This is a genomic window from Sphingopyxis sp. 22461 (assembly GCF_052044915.1).
Taxonomy (GTDB): domain Bacteria; phylum Pseudomonadota; class Alphaproteobacteria; order Sphingomonadales; family Sphingomonadaceae; genus Sphingopyxis.
The window spans coordinates 265,582-286,530 of record NZ_JBQENY010000001.1 but is presented as its reverse complement, the minus strand read 5'-3'; the positions used below and the strand labels follow the sequence as shown (position 1 = coordinate 286,530).

General features: G+C 64.9%; 19 protein-coding genes. 17 read left to right on the top strand and 2 right to left on the bottom strand.

Annotation, left to right across the window (positions count from 1 at the left end; all coding sequences use genetic code 11):
• The first annotated feature begins 40 nt into the window (after nt 1-40).
• The 3 genes from pgi to ACTJI5_RS01375 all read left to right on the top strand — a co-directional run bounded on the left by pgi (nt 41) and on the right by ACTJI5_RS01375 (nt 4,081).
• Entirely contained in the window at nt 41-1,546 is a 1,506-nt protein-coding gene (gene pgi, locus ACTJI5_RS01385; protein WP_440859142.1) for a glucose-6-phosphate isomerase, read from the top strand.
• Between the two features lie 110 nt (nt 1,547-1,656).
• Entirely contained in the window at nt 1,657-3,003 is a 1,347-nt protein-coding gene (gene gor, locus ACTJI5_RS01380) for a glutathione-disulfide reductase (RefSeq protein ID WP_440859141.1), read from the top strand.
• A gap of 61 nt (nt 3,004-3,064) precedes the next feature.
• A complete protein-coding gene (locus tag ACTJI5_RS01375; protein ID WP_440859140.1) occupies nt 3,065-4,081 on the top strand; it encodes an SDR family oxidoreductase in 1,017 nt (338 codons plus the stop codon).
• Nucleotides 4,082-4,187: 106 nt separating this feature from the next.
• Here the strand turns inward: ACTJI5_RS01375 and ACTJI5_RS01370 are convergent, their stop codons facing one another.
• Nucleotides 4,188-5,597: a helix-turn-helix domain-containing protein gene (locus ACTJI5_RS01370; RefSeq protein WP_440859139.1), complete on the bottom strand. Its 1,410-nt coding sequence runs from the start codon at nt 5,595-5,597 to the stop codon at nt 4,188-4,190.
• A gap of 204 nt (nt 5,598-5,801) precedes the next feature.
• On the opposite strand from ACTJI5_RS01370, the gene ACTJI5_RS01365 reads away from it, so the two are divergent.
• The 12 genes from ACTJI5_RS01365 to ACTJI5_RS01310 all read left to right on the top strand — a co-directional run bounded on the left by ACTJI5_RS01365 (nt 5,802) and on the right by ACTJI5_RS01310 (nt 17,355).
• Nucleotides 5,802-7,334, top strand: coding sequence for an acyl-CoA carboxylase subunit beta (locus tag ACTJI5_RS01365; RefSeq protein WP_058538543.1), 1,533 nt, complete (start codon nt 5,802-5,804; stop codon nt 7,332-7,334).
• A 126-nt stretch (nt 7,335-7,460) separates the two neighbouring features.
• Entirely contained in the window at nt 7,461-8,210 is a 750-nt protein-coding gene (locus ACTJI5_RS01360) for a hypothetical protein (protein WP_440859138.1), read from the top strand.
• A gap of 21 nt (nt 8,211-8,231) precedes the next feature.
• Nucleotides 8,232-8,690: an OsmC family protein gene (locus ACTJI5_RS01355; protein ID WP_310253555.1), complete on the top strand. Its 459-nt coding sequence runs from the start codon at nt 8,232-8,234 to the stop codon at nt 8,688-8,690.
• A complete protein-coding gene (mce, locus tag ACTJI5_RS01350) occupies nt 8,687-9,124 on the top strand; it encodes a methylmalonyl-CoA epimerase (protein WP_439512319.1) in 438 nt (145 codons plus the stop codon). The genes ACTJI5_RS01355 and mce overlap by 4 nt, the downstream gene beginning before the upstream one ends.
• Nucleotides 9,125-9,315: 191 nt before the next feature.
• Nucleotides 9,316-11,463, top strand: coding sequence for a methylmalonyl-CoA mutase (gene scpA / locus ACTJI5_RS01345; protein ID WP_440859137.1), 2,148 nt, complete (start codon nt 9,316-9,318; stop codon nt 11,461-11,463).
• The gene (locus ACTJI5_RS01340; protein ID WP_440859136.1) at nt 11,460-11,906 is read left to right on the top strand and encodes a hypothetical protein; all 447 of its coding nucleotides are present in this window, start codon (nt 11,460-11,462) and stop codon (nt 11,904-11,906) included. Before scpA ends, ACTJI5_RS01340 begins: the two co-directional genes overlap by 4 nt.
• Nucleotides 11,907-11,925: 19 nt before the next feature.
• A complete protein-coding gene (gene bioB / locus ACTJI5_RS01335) occupies nt 11,926-12,957 on the top strand; it encodes a biotin synthase BioB (RefSeq protein ID WP_440859135.1) in 1,032 nt (343 codons plus the stop codon).
• Nucleotides 12,954-13,346 (top strand): lysozyme inhibitor LprI family protein, encoded by a 393-nt coding sequence (locus ACTJI5_RS01330; protein WP_440859134.1) that lies wholly within the window; start codon nt 12,954-12,956, stop codon nt 13,344-13,346. Before bioB ends, ACTJI5_RS01330 begins: the two co-directional genes overlap by 4 nt.
• A gap of 5 nt (nt 13,347-13,351) precedes the next feature.
• Nucleotides 13,352-15,358 (top strand): ATP-binding protein, encoded by a 2,007-nt coding sequence (locus tag ACTJI5_RS01325; protein WP_440859133.1) that lies wholly within the window; start codon nt 13,352-13,354, stop codon nt 15,356-15,358.
• Nucleotides 15,359-15,447: 89 nt separating this feature from the next.
• Nucleotides 15,448-15,819, top strand: a complete 372-nt coding sequence (locus tag ACTJI5_RS01320) for a tRNA-binding protein (RefSeq protein WP_058538552.1) — start codon at nt 15,448-15,450, stop codon at nt 15,817-15,819.
• A 67-nt stretch (nt 15,820-15,886) separates the two neighbouring features.
• On the top strand, nt 15,887-16,894 hold the full coding sequence (locus ACTJI5_RS01315; RefSeq protein ID WP_440859132.1) for an alpha/beta hydrolase: 1,008 nt from the start codon (nt 15,887-15,889) through the stop codon (nt 16,892-16,894).
• A 53-nt stretch (nt 16,895-16,947) separates the two neighbouring features.
• Nucleotides 16,948-17,355 carry an MAPEG family protein gene (locus ACTJI5_RS01310; protein ID WP_310253538.1) on the top strand — a complete coding sequence of 136 codons (408 nt, stop codon included), beginning with the start codon at nt 16,948-16,950 and terminating at the stop codon, nt 17,353-17,355.
• Here ACTJI5_RS01310 and ACTJI5_RS01305 read toward each other — a convergent pair.
• Nucleotides 17,352-18,116: a cyclase family protein gene (locus ACTJI5_RS01305; RefSeq protein WP_440859131.1), complete on the bottom strand. Its 765-nt coding sequence runs from the start codon at nt 18,114-18,116 to the stop codon at nt 17,352-17,354. The genes ACTJI5_RS01310 and ACTJI5_RS01305 overlap by 4 nt on opposite strands.
• Nucleotides 18,117-18,226: 110 nt before the next feature.
• On the opposite strand from ACTJI5_RS01305, the gene ACTJI5_RS01300 reads away from it, so the two are divergent.
• Both ACTJI5_RS01300 and alr read left to right on the top strand, forming a co-directional pair.
• Nucleotides 18,227-19,852 carry an MFS transporter gene (locus ACTJI5_RS01300; protein WP_440859130.1) on the top strand — a complete coding sequence of 542 codons (1,626 nt, stop codon included), beginning with the start codon at nt 18,227-18,229 and terminating at the stop codon, nt 19,850-19,852.
• A gap of 43 nt (nt 19,853-19,895) precedes the next feature.
• On the top strand, nt 19,896-20,945 hold the full coding sequence (gene alr, locus ACTJI5_RS01295) for an alanine racemase (RefSeq protein WP_440859129.1): 1,050 nt from the start codon (nt 19,896-19,898) through the stop codon (nt 20,943-20,945).
• The last annotated feature ends 4 nt before the right edge of the window (nt 20,946-20,949 follow it).

The following is a 20,949-nucleotide window of genomic DNA, read 5'->3' as shown; positions in this document are numbered from 1 at the left end:
GAAAGTCCGCGATTCACTCCCCCTTCGAGGACAATAGACGATGACAACCGCATCCGACGCCTGGCAGGCCCTTTCGAACTGGCAGCCGCAGAAGCTGACCGATCTGGTCGCCACCGACCCCGAAACGCGCCTGCAGGCGCTGGTGCGGAGCGTCGCCGACATCCGTTTCGACTTTGCCAAGACGCATCTCGATGCGGCGGCTGTCGATATTCTCTCGGGCCTCGCCGACGCACAGGATTTCGGGGGCCGGCGCAAGACGCTCTTCTCGGGCGGCATCGCCAATCCGACCGAAGACCGCGCCGCTGAGCATAGCGCCGAACGCGGCGACGGTGCGCCGGAGTCGGTCCACGCCGCGCAGGCGCTGCACCAGCGGATGCGGATGATGATCGACGCGATCGAGGCGGGTGCGTTCGGCGAGATCCGCCACCTGCTCCACATCGGCATCGGCGGATCGGCGCTCGGCCCCGATTTGCTCATCGACGCGCTCGGCCGCCACAGCGACCGTTATGACGTCGCGGTGGTGTCGAACGTCGACGGTGCCGCGCTCGACGAAGCCTTCGCCCGGTTCAGCCCCGAACATACTTTGGTCGCGGTCGCTTCGAAAACCTTCACGACGACCGAAACCCTGCTCAACGCGAATTCGGCGCTGCTCTGGCTCGAAGAAGCCGGGGTTACCGACCCGCTCGGCCGCTTCATCGCGCTGACCGCAAAGCCCGAACGCGCGATCGAGTGGGGCATCGACGAAACGCGCATCCTGCCGTTCAACGAAAGCGTCGGCGGGCGCTATTCGCTCTGGTCGTCGATCGGCTTTCCCGCCGCGCTCGCGCTCGGCTGGGACGCTTTTGCCGACCTGCTCGAGGGCGCTGCCGAGATGGATCGCCATTTCCGCCTTGCCGACGGCGCCGACAATATCTGCCTGCTCGCCGCCTTCGCCGACCAGATTTATGCGAACCGCCTCGGCTGCCAGACGCGCGCGGTCTTTGCCTATGACGAACGGCTGCGTCTGCTTCCCGACTATCTGCAACAGCTCGAAATGGAATCGAACGGCAAGTCGGTTACATTGGACGGCCAGCCCGTCGGCCGCGAAAGCGCGCCGATCACCTGGGGCGGGGTCGGCACCGACGCGCAGCATGCGGTGTTCCAGCTGCTGCATCAGGGCACGCACTTGACCCCGGTCGAGTTCGTCGTCGCGCGCGAGCCCGACCATCTGCTCGACGATGCGCATCACGAAACGCTCGTCGCGAACTGCATCGCACAGGGCGCGGCGTTGATGACGGGGCGCGCCAGCGAGGATGGCGCGCGCAACTATCCGGGCGACCGTCCGTCGACCACGATCCTGCTCGACCAGGTCACGCCGCGCAGCCTCGGCGCGCTGATCGCCTTCTACGAACATCGGGTGTTCGCCAATGCCGTGCTGCTCGGCATCAACCCGTTCGACCAGTTCGGGGTCGAGCTGGGCAAGGAAATGGCCAAGGGTCTTGCCGAAGGAACGGTCGAATTCGACGCCGCGACTCAGGCACTGATGAAGGCCGCGCGCTGCGAATAGCCCTCCGCTCCATCACCGTGACCGCAAAATTCGATTGGCATCGCATGCCGGGGTAACCACATAGGCCGCCGACGCGAATTACACGCGACCATAAGGATCAGGGGTTTTGAATGAGCGAGTTTGATTTCGACCTGTTTGTCATCGGCGCCGGGTCGGGCGGGGTTCGCGCCTCGCGCATCGCCGCGTCGCACGGCGCGCGCGTCGCGCTGGCGGAGGAGTATCGCGTCGGCGGCACCTGCGTCATCCGCGGCTGCGTGCCGAAGAAGCTGCTCGTTTACGGCGCGCATTTCGCCGAGGATCTGAAGGACGCGCGCCAATTCGGCTGGGACGTCCCCGACTGCAAGTTCGACTGGAACCGCCTCCGCGACAATGTGCTCGCCGAGGTCGATCGGCTCGAAGGCCTCTACGGCCAGACGCTCGACAACCATAAGGTCACGCTGTTCAAGACGCGCGCGACCGTGATCGGCCCGCAGAAGGTCCGCCTCGCCGACGGGCAGGAAATCAGCGCCGAACGCATCCTGATCGCGACCGGCGGCTGGCCGCACGTCCCCGAATTCCCGGGCAGCGAACATGCGATCACGTCGAACGAGGTCTTCCACCTCGAAACGCTGCCGAAGCGCGTCGTGATCGCGGGCGGCGGCTACATCGCCAACGAATTCGCCGGCATTTTCAACGAATTCGGCAGCAAGGTGACGATCGTCAACCGCGGCGACACGATCCTGCGCGGCTATGACGAGCAGATCCGCGACCGCTTGCTTCAGATCTCGATGACCAAGGGCATCGAGTTCAAGTTCAACGCGCCCTTCCAGTCGATCGAGAAGAATGACGACGGTTCGCTGACCGTCCATCTGGGGAATAGCGATCCGATCCAGGCCGACGCGGTGCTTGTCGCCGCGGGGCGCGTTCCGAACAGCAAGGGGCTCGGCCTCGAAGACATCGGCGTCGAACTCGACAAGGATGGCGCGATCAAGGTCGACGAGACGAACCAGTCGTCGGTGCCAAGCATCTTCGCCGTCGGCGACGTCACCAACCGCATCCAGCTGACGCCGGTGGCGATCCGCGAAGGGCAGGCGTTTGCGGACTCGGTGTTCGGCGGCAAGCCGACGATCGTCGACTATGCCAATGTCCCGAGCGCGGTGTTCAGCCATCCGCCGATCGGCGCGGTCGGGATGACCGAGGCCGAGGCGCGCAACAAGCTCGGCTCGATCCGCGTCTACACCAGCGATTTTCGCGCGATGAAGAATGTCCTCGCGGGCCGCAACGAGCGCGCGCTGTACAAGATGATCGTCAACGCCGCGACCGACCAGGTCGTCGGCCTGCACATGATCGGCCCTGATGCGCCGGAAATCCTGCAGGCGGCGGCAATCGCCGTGAAAGCAGGCCTGACCAAGGCCGATTTCGACGCCACCGTCGCGCTGCACCCGAGCATGGCCGAGGAATTGGTACTGCTGAAATAAGGTTTCGGCCCGCAACCCGCATGCGCTATCTTCCCTGCATAAGGAGCGAGGGGAGGGGCGCATGACGGGCACGGCATTGGTCACCGGGGGCAGCGGTTATATCGCGGGCTTCCTGATCCGGCAGCTGATCGAAAACGGCTGGACCGTCCACACGACCGTTCGCAGCCTGAAGCGCGAAGCCGAGGTTCGTGGCTGGCTGGGCGTCGACAACGGGAGGCTGCACTTCTTCGCCGCCGATCTCGAAAACGACGCTGGCTGGGCTGAGGCGATGGCAGGGTGCAGCCATGTCGCGCATGTCGCATCGCCCTTTCCGCTCGACGTGCCGAACCATGCCGACGAGCTAATTGTTCCGGCGCGCGAGGGCGCGCTCCGCGCATTGCGCTTCGCCAAAGCGGCAGGGGTCAAGCGGTTCGTCCTGACCTCATCGATGGCGGCGATCGCTTATGGTCATGGCAAGGGCCGCGACATCTATAGCGAAGCCGACTGGACCAATCTCGATAACCCCGAGGTCATGCCCTATCCGCGCTCGAAGACCGTCGCCGAACGCGCGGCGCGCGATTGGGCGAGGGCGGAGGGCGGCGGCATGGAGTTCGCCTCGGTCAATCCCGCCGCGGTGTTCGGGCCGTTGCTGTCGGACGACCTTTCGACCTCGATCGAGCTGGTGAAGCAATTGCTCGAGGGCAAGGTGCCGATGTGCCCCGACATCGGCTTCGGGATCATCGACGTCCGCGACGTCGCCGACCTTCACTATCGCGCGCTGACCGCGCCCGATATGCGCGATGAACGCTACGTCTGCTCGGGTCCATTCCTGAAGATGATCGATGTTGCGAACCTGCTCCGCGCGAACCTGGGCGAACAGGCGCGAAAAGTGCCGAAGCGGAAGATGCCCGACTGGCTGCTCAAGCTGCTCGCGCTGGTGCGTCCCGAACTCAAGCAGCTCGTCGCCGAACTCGGCAACGTCCGCGGCGGCGACAGCAGCCATGCGATGCAGACATTGGGATGGACGATGCGCCCGCCCGAGGAGGCGATCCTCGCGACCGCGCATAGTCTGATCGAGCGCGGGATCGTGAAGGTCTGAGAATCCCCCTCCCATTTATGGGAGGGGCTAGGGGAGGGCATGTCTGCCTCGCGCGAACTGTAACAGGCCCTCCCCCGACCCCTCCCGCAAGCGGGAGGGGAGAAGATCACCCGATCCGGTACGGCACCACGTCCCTGCGATCCGGATCGACCAAAATCGGCCGGTCGCTCGGCGGGAACGCACGCTGGTCACAATCGTCGCGCGGACAGATGCGGCACGACAGGCCGATGCGCGTTGCCGCCTGCGGCGCGGCGACATCGACCCCGTCGGCATAGACGAAATCGCCCGCATATTGCGCCTCGCAGCCGAGCGCGACGGCGTATCGGCGCGGGCTGCGCGCATAGCTGCCCGACGGCTTCACCAACCCCTTCGCCATCGACACATAGCGCAGGCCATCGGGCGTCTCGGCGAGCTGGAAGAGGATGCGGTCGGGGATCGCGGCGGCTTCGTGGACGATCCACAGCGGGCAGGCGCCGCCGAAGCGCGCGAACTGCAGCCGCGTCGCCGAATGCCGCTTGGTGATATTGCCCGCCATGTCGACGCGGCAGAAGAACATCGGGATGCCGCGCGCGCCGGGGCGCTGCAGCGTCGAAAGGCGGTGGCACGCCTGTTCGAAGCTGACGCCATATTGCATCCGTAGACGGTCGATATCGTGCCGCACCGCGCGCGCGCTGGCGCGAAAGGGCGTATAGGGCATCAGAACGGCGCCCGCGGCGTAGTTGGCAAGGCCGACATGGAGCAGTTGCCGCGCCGCCGCCGTGCGCAGCGGCGATGCTTCGACGACCGCCGCAATCTCGTTCACCAGCGCGAGCGCGGCGAGCTGGTGCGCGAGCTGGAAGCGCCGGCTTTCGGCGGGCAGCGACGGATCGATCACCAGATGCCGCATCGTGGCGTCGAAATCGCGCAGCGCCTGCGTCTGGCCGTAAACGATCGAAATGCCGAGCGCATCGCGCAGCCGGCGCTCGATCGTTTCGACGGGAGGCGAGGGATCGCGCCCGCGCAGCTGCCCCGCCAGCGCCTCCGCCGCGCGGTCGATGCTGTCGACATAATTGCCTGCGTCGTGGAACCAGTCGCGCACCTCTTCCCACGGCAGGCGGCTGCCCTCGGCGGTGCCGCCGGTCAGCGCTTCGTCGATGATCTGCAATCGCTGCCCCGCGCGGCGATAGGCGGCGTGGAGCGCGACGAACTGGTCGGCGAGCTGCGGCTGTTGCAGCGCGGCGCGTTCGAGCTGTTCGGGGGCGAGCGGCGACGCCGCGAAAAGCGGATCGGCGGCGGCTTCGCGAAGCGCCCCCGCGCGGCGGTCGCCGGCGTCCGCCGCGACCTCTTCCCACTCCAGCGGAAACAGCTTTTGCAGCCGGTCGAGCAGCGCCGGCGTCAGCGGGCGGTCATCATGCTCGATCTGGCTGAGGTAGGAAATGGAAATGCCGAGCCCGCCCGCAAAATCGGCCTGTTTGGCTCCCCGCGCGATGCGGAGTTCGCGGAGCTTTGCTCCGGCAAAAATGCGCTGCCGTGCCATCGAAATGCGCTCCATTGCGATGGGTGTCGAGCCGCCGCGGGGGTTTAGGGAGGGGTATTGCGACGTCTCGACACCCTTAAAACGAATGAGCGGACAATATACGGCTCTTTGCAAAGTATCAATTTACAACTTTGCAAATTCACATTTGCGTGGGCGGCGCAATCGGAGCAGACGACGCTCTTCCAAATCCAGTGGAGAGTCGCCTTGTCCGCCAATATCGCCGAAATGGAACGCCGCCGCGCCGCCGCCGCTCTGGGTGGCGGGCAAAAACGCATCGATGCACAGCACAGCAAGGGCAAGCTGACCGCGCGCGAACGGCTCGACGTGCTGCTCGACGAAGGCTCGTTCGAAGAGCTCGACACTTATGTGGAGCATAATTGCACCGATTTCGGCATGCAGGACCAGATCGTCCCGGGCGACGGCGTTGTTACGGGTTCGGGGACGATCAACGGCCGCCTCGTCTATGTCTTCAGCCAGGATTTCACCGTCTTCGGCGGCTCGCTTTCGGAGCGCCACGCCGAGAAGATCATGAAGGTGATGGACAATGCGATGAAGGTCGGCGCGCCCGTCATCGGCCTCAACGACAGCGGCGGCGCGCGCATCCAGGAGGGCGTCGCCTCGCTCGGCGGCTATGCCGAAGTGTTCCAGCGTAACGTACTCGCATCGGGCGTCGTGCCGCAGATCAGCCTGATCATGGGGCCGTGCGCGGGCGGCGCTGTCTATTCGCCCGCGATGACCGACTTCATCTTCATGGTGAAGGACAGCTCGTACATGTTCGTCACCGGCCCCGATGTCGTGAAGACCGTGACCAACGAGGTCGTGACGCAGGAAGAGCTCGGCGGCGCGATCACGCACACGACCAAAAGCTCGGTCGCCGACCTCGCGTTCGAGAATGACATCGAGGCGCTGCTCGCGGCGCGCGATTTCTTCGACTATCTGCCCGAGAACAACCGCAGCGGCGTGCCGGTGCGCCCGACGAGCGACCCCTATGACCGCGCCGAGGCGAGCCTCGACACGCTGATCCCGCCGAACGCGAACCAGCCGTACGATATGCACGAGCTGATCCGGAAGACCGTCGACGAGGGCGATTTCTTCGAGGTGCAGCCGGCGCACGCCGCGAACATCATCTGCGGCTTCGGACGCATCGAGGGGCGCACGATCGGCATCGTCGCGAACCAGCCGCTGGTGCTCGCGGGCGTGCTCGACATCAACTCGTCCAAGAAGGCCGCGCGTTTCGTTCGCTTCTGCGACGCCTTCGAAATCCCGATCATCACCTTCGTCGACGTCCCCGGCTTCCTGCCCGGGACCGCGCAGGAATATAATGGCATCATCAAGCATGGCGCGAAATTGCTCTTCGCCTATGCCGAGGCGACGGTGCCGAAGATCACGGTGATCACGCGCAAAGCCTATGGCGGTGCGTACGACGTGATGGCGTCGAAGCATCTGCGCGGCGATTTGAACTATGCTTGGCCGACCGCCGAGATCGCGGTGATGGGCGCCAAGGGCGCGGTCGAGATCATCTTCCGCAGCGACATCGGCGACCCCGAAAAGATCGCGCAGCGCACGAAGGAATATGAGGACCGTTTCGCGAACCCGTTTGTCGCGGCGTCGCGCGGCTATATCGACGAGGTCATTCACCCGCACAATACGCGCAAGCGGATCGCGCTGGGTCTGCGCAAGCTCCGGAACAAGCAACTCGAAAACCCGTGGAAGAAGCACGACAATATTCCGCTCTGATCGCGGGGGCGCGGATATTATCCGTGTGTGTGATGCCCGGCACATGAGAAATACCGGACTGGAGGCAAGGACGGGAGGCGGTTAGAAGATGGCCGCCATGTCCTTGATTCCGAAAGAGGTTTGAAGATGCGTAAATTCCTTCTTGGTGCTCTGATTGCTCCCGCCCTGCTGGCTTCGCCGGCGGCGTTTGCGTTCGACCCCGATACCCCTGTCGGCGAGCCGAAACCCGCTTTTCCGGTGACGTTGGACAGTGAAGAGAACAGCACGATCGGCCTCGCGTTCCGGACGGCTTTCGGGCTTCCGAAAGGGGCCGAAGCGACGGCCACGCGCGAGATTGACGGGCGAACTTACACATTCCGCCCCGCCGCCATCCACCTGCTGCCGAACCGGGTCGGCGTGCTGCTGAGCCTCGGCAGCCTTGACGAAGCCGGGCACAGCGAGGGCGGGATCAACGCGATCCATTATCTGCAGGGCGGCCCGTCGGGCTGGCAGCGCAAGGGCGAGTGGCTGAACCTCGGTGCGGTCGGCTCGGTCGGCAATGCGGCAACCGCGTGGGGCTTCAGCGACGCGCTCGGCAAGAATCCCTATCTCGTCACCTCGGGCGGCGGCGTGTGGCAGGGCTGCGCGATCAGCAGCGCGACGTTGACCGAGCTGGCACCCGATGCACCGGTCGATCGCGGCAGCTTCACCGACGGCATGAGCTCGGGGGCCGGTCTGAACCAGAAGGAGCAGAGCTTCGACGGGCAGATCACCGCAGCCGTTCCCGACAAGAGCTTTACCGTCACCTATACGGGGACACGCGCGATCAAGCAGCAATATGTGCTCAAGAACGGCAAGTACGAACTGGTCGGCAAGGACCAGATTCCGGGGTGTTAAGGCGGATCTGAGGATAGGAAAATGGCGAAATATCACGCATTGATCGAATGGGAAGCGTCGGCCACCGACGATGTTCCGGGCGGCAAATACGGCCGCGGCCATCGTTGGACGTTCGATGAGAATGTGAGCGTTCCGGCGTCGTCGTCGAAGCATGTCGTGCCGCTGCCCTGGTCGGTCGAAGCCGCGGTCGACCCCGAAGAGGCGCTGGTCGCCTCCGCGTCGAGCTGTCATATGCTGACCTTCCTCTATCTCGCGGCCAAGGCGGGTTATGCCGTTCAATCCTATCGCGATGCCGCGGTGGGCACGATGGCGAAAGGCGATGACGGGCGCGTCCAGATAACCGGGGTCGAGCTTTCCCCCGATATCGAATGGCAGGGCGCGGCGCCCGACGCCGCAACGCTCGAACGCCTGCACCACGACGCGCATGACCAATGCTTTATCGCCAACAGCGTCAAATTCCCGATCGAGGTGGTGACATGAAACTCGGCCGCCTCAACCATGTCGGCGTCGCGACGCCGTCGATCGCCGACAGCATCGTCTTTTACCGCGACGTGATGGGCGCGACGCAGATCCATGAGCCGTTCGACCTGCCCGATCAGGGCGTCAAAGTGTGCTTCGTCGATACGCCCACCGACAGCGGCCTCAACGGCACACAAATCGAGCTGATCGAACCATTGCCGGGCAATGCGTCGATCGCGGCTTTCCTGCAAAAGAACCCAGCAGGAGGCCAGCATCATCTGTGTTACGAAGTGCCCGACATCCACGCCGCCAAGGCCGAGTTCGAGGGACAAGGCAAGCGCGTCCTCGGCGAACCGCGGATCGGGGCGCACGGGACGCTGATCTTCTTCGTCCACCCCAAGGATATGGGCGGGGTGCTGACCGAGATTATGGAGACGCCGAAGGAAGCGCATTGAACATTCTCCTCTCCCCTTGCGGGAGAGGAAAGTGAAGGTTGGGGACGTGTCCCCTACCGGAACTTGGAGAGGGGCGGGTTGCGAGCCGGTGGCTCACGCCCCCTCTCCCAGCTTCGACTAGGCGGCTGGCCGCCAAGTCTTCGCAACCCTCTCCCGCAAGGGGAGAGGGGGTTAGGGACAAGAGACTGCATATGACCGACAAGCCAACGCTGGGCCAATGGACCGCCGCCGCCGACAAGGAAGTGAAGGGCAAGGATCTCACCTGGGCGACGCCCGAGGGCATCGACGTCAAGCCGCTTTACACCGCCGAGGACGTCCAGACCGATCCCGGCCTGCCCGGTTTCGCGCCCTTCACGCGCGGCGTGCGCGCGTCGATGTATGCGGGCCGCCCGTGGACGATCCGGCAGTACGCGGGCTTCTCGACCGCCGAGGAATCGAACGCCTTCTATCGCCGCAACCTCGCCGCGGGACAGAAGGGCCTATCGGTCGCTTTCGACCTCGCGACGCACCGCGGCTATGACAGCGACCACCCGCGCGTCGTCGGCGACGTCGGCAAGGCGGGCGTCGCGATCGACAGCGTCGAGGATATGAAGATCCTCTTCGACGGCATTCCGCTCGATCAGATGTCGGTCAGCATGACGATGAACGGCGCGGTGATCCCGATCCTTGCCTTCTTCATCGTCGCGGGCGAGGAGCAGGGCGTCGATCGCAAGCTGCTCGACGGGACGATCCAGAACGACATCCTCAAGGAGTTCATGGTCCGCAACACCTATATCTACCCACCCGAGCCGAGCATGCGGATCATCTCGGACATCTTCGGCTACACCAGCCGCGAGATGCCCAAGTTCAACAGCATCTCCATCAGCGGCTACCACATGCAGGAAGCCGGCGCGACGCAGGTGCAGGAGCTTGCCTTCACCATCGCCGACGGCGCCGAATATGTGCGTTACGGCGTCGCGAGCGGCCTCGATATCGACAAGTTCGCGGGACGCCTGTCCTTCTTCTTCGCGATCGGCATGAACTTCTTCATGGAGATCGCGAAGCTCCGCGCCGCGCGCGTGCTCTGGCACCGCGTGATGACCAACCTTGGCGCCAAGGACGAGCGTAGCAAGATGCTGCGCACCCACTGTCAGACCTCGGGAGTCTCGCTCACCGAGCAGGATCCGTACAACAACGTCATGCGCACGACGATCGAGGCGATGGCGGCGATGCTCGGCGGCACGCAGTCGCTCCACACCAACGCGCTCGACGAGGCGATCGCGTTGCCCACCGACTTCTCGGCCCGCATCGCGCGCAACACCCAGATCGTCATCCAGGAAGAGACGGGGATGACCAAGGTCGTCGATCCGCTCGGCGGCTCCTATTATGTCGAGGCGCTGACGCAGGAGCTGGTCGACAAGGCGTGGGAGATTATCGAACGCGTCGAGAAGGAAGGCGGCATGGCGAAGGCTGTCGCCGCGGGCTGGCCCAAGGCGATGATCGAGACCGCCGCTGCCGCCCGTCAGGCACGTGTCGACCGCGGCGACGATGTCATCGTCGGGGTGAATAAATATCGCCTGAAGGATGAGGATCTGCTCGAAACACTCGAGGTCGATAACGCCAGGGTGCGCGAAGGGCAGATCGCGCGCATCAACCGCATCAAGGCAAGCCGCGACGAAGCGGCATGCGCCGCCGCACTGAAGGCGCTCCGCGACGGCGCCGCGCGGCCTTCGAGCATCGAGAACAATCTCCTCGCACTCGCGGTCGAAGCCGCCCGCGCCCGCGCGACGCTCGGCGAAATCTCGTCGGCGATGGAGGAAAGCTTCAACCGCTACGGCACCCAGCCGACCCCGGTGAAGGGCGTCTATGCCGCACCCTATGAAGGCGACGACCGCTGGCAGCAGGTGCTCGACGGCGTGAAGGCGGTCGAGCGCCGCATGGGCCGCAAACCCAAATTGCTCGTCGCCAAAATGGGGCAGGACGGCCACGATCGGGGCGCGAACGTCATCGCCTCGGCATTCGGCGATATGGGCTTCGACGTCGTATCGGGCCCGCTGTTCCAGACTCCCGACGAGACCGTCGTGCTCGCGCTCGACAGCGGCGTCGACGTGGTCGGCGCGTCGAGCCTCGCGGCGGGGCACAAGACCCTGATCCCCGAACTGATCGGCAAGCTCAAGGAGGCCGGACGCGGCGATATCAAGGTCATCGCTGGCGGCGTCATCCCGCCGCAGGACTATCAATATCTGCGCGACGCGGGCGTGCAGGGCATCTATGGCCCCGGCTCGAACGTGGTCGAATGTGCCGCCGACGTGCTGCGCCTGCTCGGCCACAATATGCCGCCGCTGGAGGATGCCGCTTGAACAATTCGCTTCGCCTGATGATTGCCGGGTTCGGCACCGTCGCGGCGATTGCTGCGCACGCCGAGCCTGCGAGCCGCCCGAGCGAATATCGCAAGGGTGTCGCGGTCGAGTTCATCTACCGGCAGCAGATCGACGACGTCTATTTCACCGACTGGAACGGCCGCCTCGAAAAGAGCGACGGCCCCTGGCGCGACATCTATTTCGAGACGAGCGACAAATATGTGAACAAGGGGCTGATCCGCCTCAACTGCGACGATCCCGAAGCCGATATCGACTTCACCCTCTACGGCGTCGGCGAATATGGCGGCGCCGAAACCGGGCGGCAGGTGACGGTCAGCTACGGCGACCGCCGTCCATGGGCCGACGGCAATTATCAGGACATGTTCGGCGAAACGCCGACGATCGAATTCTATGGCGCCGCGCTCGAGCGCTTTTGCAAGTAACAACAAAGGGTCGAAATCCATGAACCTCTCCCAAGCTGCCCCGCAAGACGATCAGCCGCGCACCGACTGGACGCGCGAAGAAATCGCCGAGCTGTTCGACCTGCCGTTCGACGAACTGATGTGGGAGGCGCAGGGCGTCCACCGCCGCCATCATGCGCGCGGCGAGGTCCAGCTTTGCACCTTGCTCAGCATCAAGACCGGCGGCTGCGTCGAGGATTGCGGCTATTGCTCGCAGTCGAAGAGCGCCGACAGCGGATTGAAGGCGACCAAGCTGATGGACGTCCGCGCGGTGCTGCAAGCCGCGGCGCAGGCGAAGGATTCGGGATCGAAGCGTTTCTGCATGGGCGCCGCCTGGCGCAACCCCAAAGAGCGCGACATGCCCGCGATCGTCGAGATGGTCGAAGGCGTGCGCCAGATGGGTATGGAAACCTGCATGACCTTGGGGATGCTCAGCAAGGAGCAGGCGCAGACGCTCGCGGTCGCGGGGCTCGACTATTACAACCACAATATCGACACGAGCCCCGAGAATTACGAGAATATCATCTCGACGCGGACGTTTCAGGACCGCCTCGATACGCTGGAAGAGGTCCGCAACGCGGGGATCAACGTCTGCTCGGGCGGGATCGTCGGGCTGGGCGAAACGCGTAGCGACCGCGTCGGCTTCATCCACGCGCTCGCGACGCTCGAACGCCATCCCGAAAGCGTGCCGGTCAACGCGCTGGTTCCCGTGAAGGGCACCGTGCTCGGCGATATGCTCGCCGACACCCCGCTCGCGAAGATCGACGACATCGAGTTCGTCCGCACGATCGCGGTCGCGCGCATCACGATGCCGAAATCGATGGTCCGCCTGTCGGCGGGGCGCGAGAGCATGTCGGAGGCGACGCAGGCGCTCTGCTTCATGGCGGGCGCGAACAGCATCTTCACCGGCGACAAGCTGCTGACCACCGGCAACCGCGGCGACAATGCCGACGCGGCGCTGTTCGCGAAGCTGGGGCTGCGCCCGATGGAGAGCGAAGAGCCGATGCGCGCGCAGATGGAAGCGGCGGAATGATCCTTTCCACCCTTTTGGCGTTGGCAGCGGCCACACAGGACCCCGAGATCGATTGCGACAATGCGATGGCGCAGTTCGAGCTCAACGCCTGCGCCTATAAGGAGTTCGAGCGCGCCGACGCTGCGATGAACGCCCAGTGGAAGGTGACGGCGGCGCGTATGAAGGCAATCGACGCCGACTTCGACCGTACTCAGGACAACCGCCCCGCCTATTTCGACACGCTGCTCGCCGCGCAGCGCGCGTGGCTGACGTACCGCGACAAGCAATGCGCCAGCGAGGGCTACACGATGCGTGGCGGTTCGGCCGAGCCGATGGTGATCAGCGGTTGCCAGGCGCAGCTTACCGAGGCGCGCACGAAACAACTCAAAGATTTGATTGAGGAATATTGAAGGCCATGTTCAAGAAAATCCTGATCGCCAATCGCGGCGAAATCGCCTGCCGCGTCATCAAGACCGCGCGCCGCATGGGCATCGCGACCGTCGCCGTCTATTCGGACGCCGACGCGCGCGCGCCCTTCGTGCAGATGGCTGACGAGGCGGTGCATATCGGCGCTTCGCCCGCATCCGAATCCTATCTGATCGCCGACAAGATCATCGCCGCGTGCAAGCAAACCGGCGCCGAGGCGGTGCATCCGGGCTATGGTTTCCTCTCCGAGCGCACCAGCTTTGCCGAGGCGCTCGCGAAGGAAAATATCGCCTTCATCGGTCCGCCCGTGAACGCGATCGCCGCGATGGGCGACAAGATCGAGTCGAAGAAGCTCGCGAAGGAAGCCGGCGTCAACGTCGTCCCCGGTTTCGTCGGCGAGATCGACGATACAGAGCATGCCGTGCGCATCTCGAACGAAATCGGCTATCCGGTGATGATGAAAGCCAGCGCCGGCGGCGGCGGCAAGGGCATGCGCCTCGCCTATGACGAAAAGGACGTCCGCGAAGGCTTCGAGGCGACCAAGCGCGAGGGCCTGAACAGCTTCGGCGACGACCGCGTCTTCATCGAGAAATTCATCCTCAACCCGCGCCATATCGAGATCCAGATCCTCGGCGACCAGCACGGCAATGTCCTCTACCTCAACGAGCGCGAATGCAGCATCCAGCGCCGCCACCAGAAGGTCGTCGAAGAGGCGCCGTCGCCCTTCGTCACCGAAAAGATGCGCAAGGCGATGGGCGAGCAGTGCGTCGCGCTGTCGAAGGCCGTCGGCTATTATAGCGCGGGTACGGTCGAACTGATCGTCAGTGGCGCCGATCCGACGGGCGAGAGCTTCTATTTTCTCGAAATGAACACGCGCCTGCAGGTCGAGCATCCGGTGACAGAAGCGATCACCGGCATCGACCTCGTCGAGCAGATGATCCGCGTCGCCGCGGGCGAAAAGCTTGAGATGACGCAGGACGACATCAAGATCGACGGCTGGGCGATCGAGAACCGCGTCTATGCGGAAGATCCCTATCGCGGCTTTCTGCCCTCGACCGGGCGCCTCGTGCGCTACCGCACCCCCGTTCCGGCGTGGGAAGGCGACGAGCGCGGCGTCGACGGCGTGCGCGTCGATGCCGGGGTCGAGGAGGGCGGCGAAGTGTCGATCTTCTACGACCCGATGATCGCCAAGCTGGTGACGTGGGGGAAGACGCGCGACGAGGCCGCCGACCTGCAGATCGCGGCGCTCGACCGGTTCGAACTCGAAGGTCTCGGGCATAATATCGATTTCGTCTCGGCGATCATGCAGCACCCGCGCTTCCGCTCGGGCGAGCTGACGACGGGCTTCATCGCCGAGGAATATCCCGAAGGCTTCCACGGCGCGCCGACCGATGCGACGATCACGCGCGCGCTCGCGGCGATCGCGGGCTTCATGGCGAGCGCCGAAGCCGATCGCGCGCGCCGCACCGACGGCCAGCTCGGCGACCGGCTCGAGCCGCCCGCGAAATGGCAGGTGTCGATCGACGGCGCGCCGCACAAGGTCAAGGTCGGCGAGAAGCATATCAAGGTCGAAGGCGACCGGATCGACATCGCGCTCGAATATACGCCCGGCGACCGGCTGGTGGTCGCCGAGATCGACGATAGCGAACTCGCGGTGAAGGTCGCGAAGACGCGCACCGGCTGGCGCATGACGACGCGCGGGCATATCCACGACGTCCGCGTGTTGCCTTGGCATATCGCGCCGCTCACCGCGCATATGATCGAAAAGATCCCGCCCGATCTGTCGAAATTCCTCATCTGTCCGATGCCGGGGCTGCTCGTGACGCTGCACGTCGGCGAGGGCGACAAGGTCGAGGCGGGCCAGCCGCTCGCGACGGTCGAGGCGATGAAGATGGAGAATATCCTTCGCGCCGAAAAATCGGGCACGGTAAAGACGGTCAACGCCGCGCAGGGCGACAGCCTCGCGGTCGACGCGGTGATTTTGGAGATGGAATAACCACTTTCGTCATTCCCGCGAAGGCGGGAATCCAGCTAAAGCACGGATAAGCTGGATTCTCGCCTGCGCGGGAATGACGGAGGTTTGGAATGCACGTAAATCACAATGCGGGTGCGAGCGCCGCAAATGAAATCACCTTCGACGATTTCCTCCGCGTCGACATCCGCATCGGCACGATCGTCGAGGCCGACCCCTTCCCCGAGGCGCGCAAGCCCGCGTTCAAGCTGAAGATCGATTTCGGGCCCGCAATCGGAGTGAAGAAGAGCAGCGCGCAGATCGTCGACCGCTATGCGCTGGAAGAGCTTGCGGGGCGGCAGGTCGCCGCCGTCGTAAACTTCCCGCCGCGTCAGATCGGCAAGTTCATGTCCGAAGTACTGACGCTCGGCTTCGCCGATGAGGAAGGCGCGGTGATCCTGTTCGCGCCCGACCGCCCCGTTCCGAACGGGTCGCGCCTCTTCTGATCGTCTCGCCTGTTGCTCAGCCCCATTTCGCCGCTAGGCTGGTGCAAAGAAACAGGGGAGAGGGACGATGAACCCACTGAAAGCCGCCTTCCTTGCGGCTGCTTGCGCGATGCTGCTGCCCGTATCGGCGGCGGCCGAGGCCGAACCGCGGCGCGAATATGATGTCCAGCTGACCCGCGACCTCGTCTACGGCCGCGCCCCGATAGACGCCTCGAAGGCTCGGCCGCGCGACCGCGACCTGCTCGTCGATGTCTATCGCCCCGTCGCCGACGGCAAGCCGCTCACGAACCGCCCCGCGGTGATCATGGCGTTCGGCGGTGCCTTCCATCGCGGCGACAAGGGCGAGGAACGCTTTACAGAGGATGGCGCGCAGGACAGTTCGATGGCCGATTATTGCCGCCGCTTCGCGCGCGATGGCTATGCCTGCTTTTCGATCGATTATCGGCTGACGCCGGAGGACCCCGGCCTCGCGAAACCCGTCGACGAAAAGAAGCTCGTCCCGAAGTCGGTGAACCTGTCACCCGCCGCCACCGCGCGCATCGAAATCGTGCGCCAACGGATGGGCTTGCCGCCGCTTGACGATCAGGCGCGCGACCAATATTGGCGCAGCATCCTCGCCGCCGCCGAGGATATGGCGATGGCAACCGAATTTGTCCGCAGTCACGCTGGCAAGTACGGCGTCGATGCCGACCGCATCGCGCTTGGCGGCTTTTCGGCGGGCGCGATCACCGCGCTCAACACGGCTTATGGCATCGGCGTTCCGGTCAAGGCGGTGTTCGCGCTGTCGGGCGCCGTTGGCGGCTATAACCCGTCCCAAACCGTCCAGCCGGACATGCCGCCGGCGCTTTTCTTCGTCGGTCAGAACGATCTGGAGGGCATCCAGGCGGGAACGCGCTTCGCGGTCAAGGCGCTGACCGACAAGGGTATCGCCGCCGAGACCGCGTGGGTGCCGGGCTTCGGCCACTTCTATCCGATGGGCGCGGTCAGCCTGGGCAGCGACGTCAGCCGCACCCCGATCGAGACCCGCATCCTCGCGTTTCTGGAGGCCAGGCTGGGCAACAAGCCACGCGAATAGCCAACCGGCGAACGACCGGCTAGGCTGGGCGCGGGAAACAGGGGAGAGGGACCATGACTTTACCGGTAACCGCGTTCGTGGCCGCCATTTGCGCGCTGCTGCTGCTTGCGACTGCGATCGATACGGTGCGCCAGCGGCTGCGCCTGAAAGCCGCGTTCGGCGATCACGGCGACGCGAAGCTCATCAGCGCCAGCCGCAGCCACGGCAATCTGGCCGAATATGCGCCGATCACCATCATCCTGCTTGGCTTGCTGGAGACGGCGCGCGCCAATCATATGGCGCTTATGGTCATCGGCGCGATTTTCCTCGTCGGCCGCGTCGCGCATGTGATCGGGCTCTATACGCCGTCCGAACCGGGGAAGGCGCCGCTGGGGCGCCAGGTCGGCGTCGCTGCGACCTTTGGCACATTGCTCATACTCGGCCTCTGGACGTTGTGGATGCTGGCGACGACGAACCTTTAGTCGATCAGCGCCACCGCCCTGATCCATCCCGCGCTCGCGCGTTCGATCTTCACCGGAAAGCAGCTGAAGGTGAAGCCCGTCGCGGGGATCGCGGCGAGGTTGGTCAGCTTCTCGATCTGGTAATAGGGCCGGATGCGCCCCGCCTTATGGCCTTCCCAGATAATCGACGGATCGCGCGTTTCGGCCCAGCGCCGCGCGGTGTGGCTGAACGGCGCATCCCAACTCCACGCATCGGTACCGACGACCTGCACGCCGCGTGTCGTCAGGTACAGCGTCGCCTCGGCGCCCATACCGCAGCCCTGATCGGTGAAATTGTCGGTGCCATAGACTGCCCCCGACTGGACGAGCACGATGTCGAACGGCTTGAGATCGTGCCCGATCCGCGCCAGCTCGGCCTCGACCTCGCCGCCGCTCACGACATGGCCGTGCGGCCGATCCGAAAAATCGAGTTTCACCCCGGGACGGAAGAAGAGGTCGAGCGGCGCTTCGTCAATCGACGGGGCGGGCGACGCGCCGCTGTCGGTCGTCGAATGATAATGCCAGGGCGCGTCCATATGCGTGCCGTTGTGCGTGCTCAGCGACAGCATCTCGACCGCCCAGCCTTCGCCATCGGGCAAATCCTCTCGGGTCAGCCCGGGGAAGAACATCGCGATCTGCTCCCACGTATTTTCGTGAGTCATATAGGTGATGTTGGGGCGCATCACCGGCGGGTCGGACACGACGTCATTGGTGATCGGTATCGAAAGGTCGATGAACTGCATCACCGCATCCTGCCACCGGAATGACGCTACGCCAAGAAGGCTTGCGCGGCGGCGCTTGCCCGGTAGAGAAGGGCGAAAGCCCCATGCAATACGGGGTGGGGGAGAGCCTGATGACCGAGAGTGCCGCCGCCGGACCCGGCGCCGTTTACGAACCGACCGCGAAGGACATCCGCATGGTCATCGCCGCCTCGTCGGCGGGCACGGTGTTCGAATGGTATGATTTCTTCATCTACGGCACGCTCGCGGCGATCATCGGCAAGGCTTTCTTTCCCAGCGACAATGCGACGCTTGAAACGCTGCTCGTCTGGGCGGGGTTCGCGGTCGGTTTCGGTTTCCGTCCGCTCGGCGCCGTCCTCTTCGGTTTCCTTGGCGACCGCCTCGGACGCAAATACACCTTCCTCGTCACCGTCACGCTGATGGGCATCGCGACCGCGGGCGTCGGGATGATCCCGTCGGCCGCCACCATCGGCATCGCCGCGCCGATCATCGTCATCCTGCTCCGCGTGCTGCAAGGGCTCGCGCTCGGCGGCGAATATGGCGGTGCGGCGGTCTATGTCGCCGAACATTCGCCGCCCGGAAAGCGCGGTTTCTACACCAGCTTCATCCAGGCAAGCGTCGTTGGCGGGTTCGTGCTCAGCTTGATCGTCGTGCTCGGCTGCAAGGCGCTGATGCCCGACGCCATCTGGGAAAGCTGGGGCTGGCGCGTGCCCTTCCTCCTCTCGATCATCCTGCTTGTCATTTCGCTCTGGATGCGCCTCAAACTGTCCGAAAGCCCGGTGTTCCAGGCGATGAAGCAGGAAGGCGAGCTGGCGAAAAATCCGCTGAAGGAAAGCTTCACCTACCCCGGCAACCCGCGCCGCATCTTCATCGCGCTGTTCGGCATCGCGGCGGGGCTGACGGTGATCTGGTACACCGCGATGTTCTCGGGCCTGTCGTTCCTCAAAGGGCCGATGAAGGTCGAGGACACCGCCGCCGAAATCATCGTCGGCTGCGCCGCCGCGGTCGGCATGGGCTTCTTCATCTGGGCGGGGCGCCTCTCCGATCGCATCGGGCGCAAGAAACCGATCGTCTGGGGTTATGGCGTTACGCTGGTGCTGCTGTTCCCGCTGTTTTGGCTGATGGGCAGCGTCGCCAACCCCGCGCTGTCTACTGCCGCCGAACGCGCGCCGGTGACCGTCACCGGGTCGCAGTGCAGCTTCGACCCGTTCGCGCAGAAACAGGAAACGGCATGCGGCCGCACACTTGGCGAACTGACGAAACTAGGCGTCCCCTATACCGTCGCGCAGACCGATAGCGGCTTCGACAGCGTCAAGATCCGCATCGGCGACCGCGAAGTCGCGAGCGAAGATCCCGCGCTTCTGCAGCCCGCGCTAGAGGCGATGGGTTATGACTTCGCCAAGCAGATCCCGAGCATCGCCAGCATCGCCGTGATCTTCCTCGCCTTGCTCGGCCTCAGCGCGCTGTCGGGTTTCACCTATGGCCCCGTCGCGGCGCTGCTGTCCGAAATGTTCCCGCCGCACGTCCGCTACTCGTCGCTGTCGATCCCATACCATCTCGGCACCGGATATTTCGGCGGCTTTCTGCCGCTGATCGCGAGCTTCATCATCGCGAAGACCGGCAATGCCTATTCGGGCCTGTGGTACACCTGGGGCGTCGTGCTCGTCGCTTTTCTCGTCACCGCCTTCATGCTCAAGGACCCGGTCGAGGGGCAGTGGGACAAGCCGGCAGCCCGCTGATCACCCCATTGGCGCAGCCCGCGAAGCTGTATAGGGGCGAGGCATGATCCACGTCCCATCGCCGCTCCGCCTCCGTCTCGACAGCAATGCCCTCATCGCCAACTGGCGCTGGCTGGCCGGCCAGAGCGGCGGCGCGGCGTGCGGCGCCGCGATCAAGGCCGACGGCTACAGCCTTGGCGCGCGGGCCGTAATGCAGCACCTCACCGCTGCGGGCTGCCGAGACTTTTTCGTCGCGACCTGGGCCGAGGCGGCGGCATTGATGCCCTTGCCCGAAGGCGTATCGCTGTCGGTGCTGCACGGCGTCGGGGCGAGCGACATGGTCGCGGCGCGCACCCTCCCGGTGCGCCCCGTGCTGAACAGCGTCGAACAGGCCGCGCGCTGGCGCGAAGCGGGCGAGGGACGTCCGTGCGATGTGATGGTCGATACAGGAATGAACCGCCTCGGCCTGCGCATCGACGAGGCGCTGGGCGGCGCGCTCGACGGGCTTGCCATCGAAACGCTGCTCAGCCATCTGGCGTCGGCCGATGAGGACAGCGACCAGAATGCGCGGCAACTCGCGGCATTCCAGGCCATTCGGGAAGCTGTTCCCGCGCGGCGATACAGCCTCGCCAACAGCGCGGGCATCTGCCTGGGCTCCGACTATGCGTTCGACCTGACGCGTCCCGGCATCGCGCTTTACGGCGGAACGCCGCGCGGCGAAGCGCAGGGTCATATTCGCCAGGTCGTTTATCCCGAGACGCGCGTGCTGCAGCTACGCACGGTGCGCAAGGGCGAAGCGGTGGGCTATGGCGCGACCTGGACCGCGCCGCGCGACAGCCGGGTCGCGGTCGCCAATATGGGCTACGCCGACGGCTATCTGCGTTGTCACGCCGGGGCGGGCGGCGGTGCGTCATGGCAAGGAAATGCGCTGCCGCTGATCGGCCGCGTTTCGATGGACCTCATCGCCTTTGATGCCAGCGACGCCGGCGCGATCGGCGAGGGCGACTGGCTTGCGCTCGATTACGACCTGCCATCGGCGGCCGCGCGCAGCGGCTTGTCGCAATATGAGTTGCTGACCGGTCTTGGCATCCGGTTCGCGAGGCTGTGGAGCTAGCTCC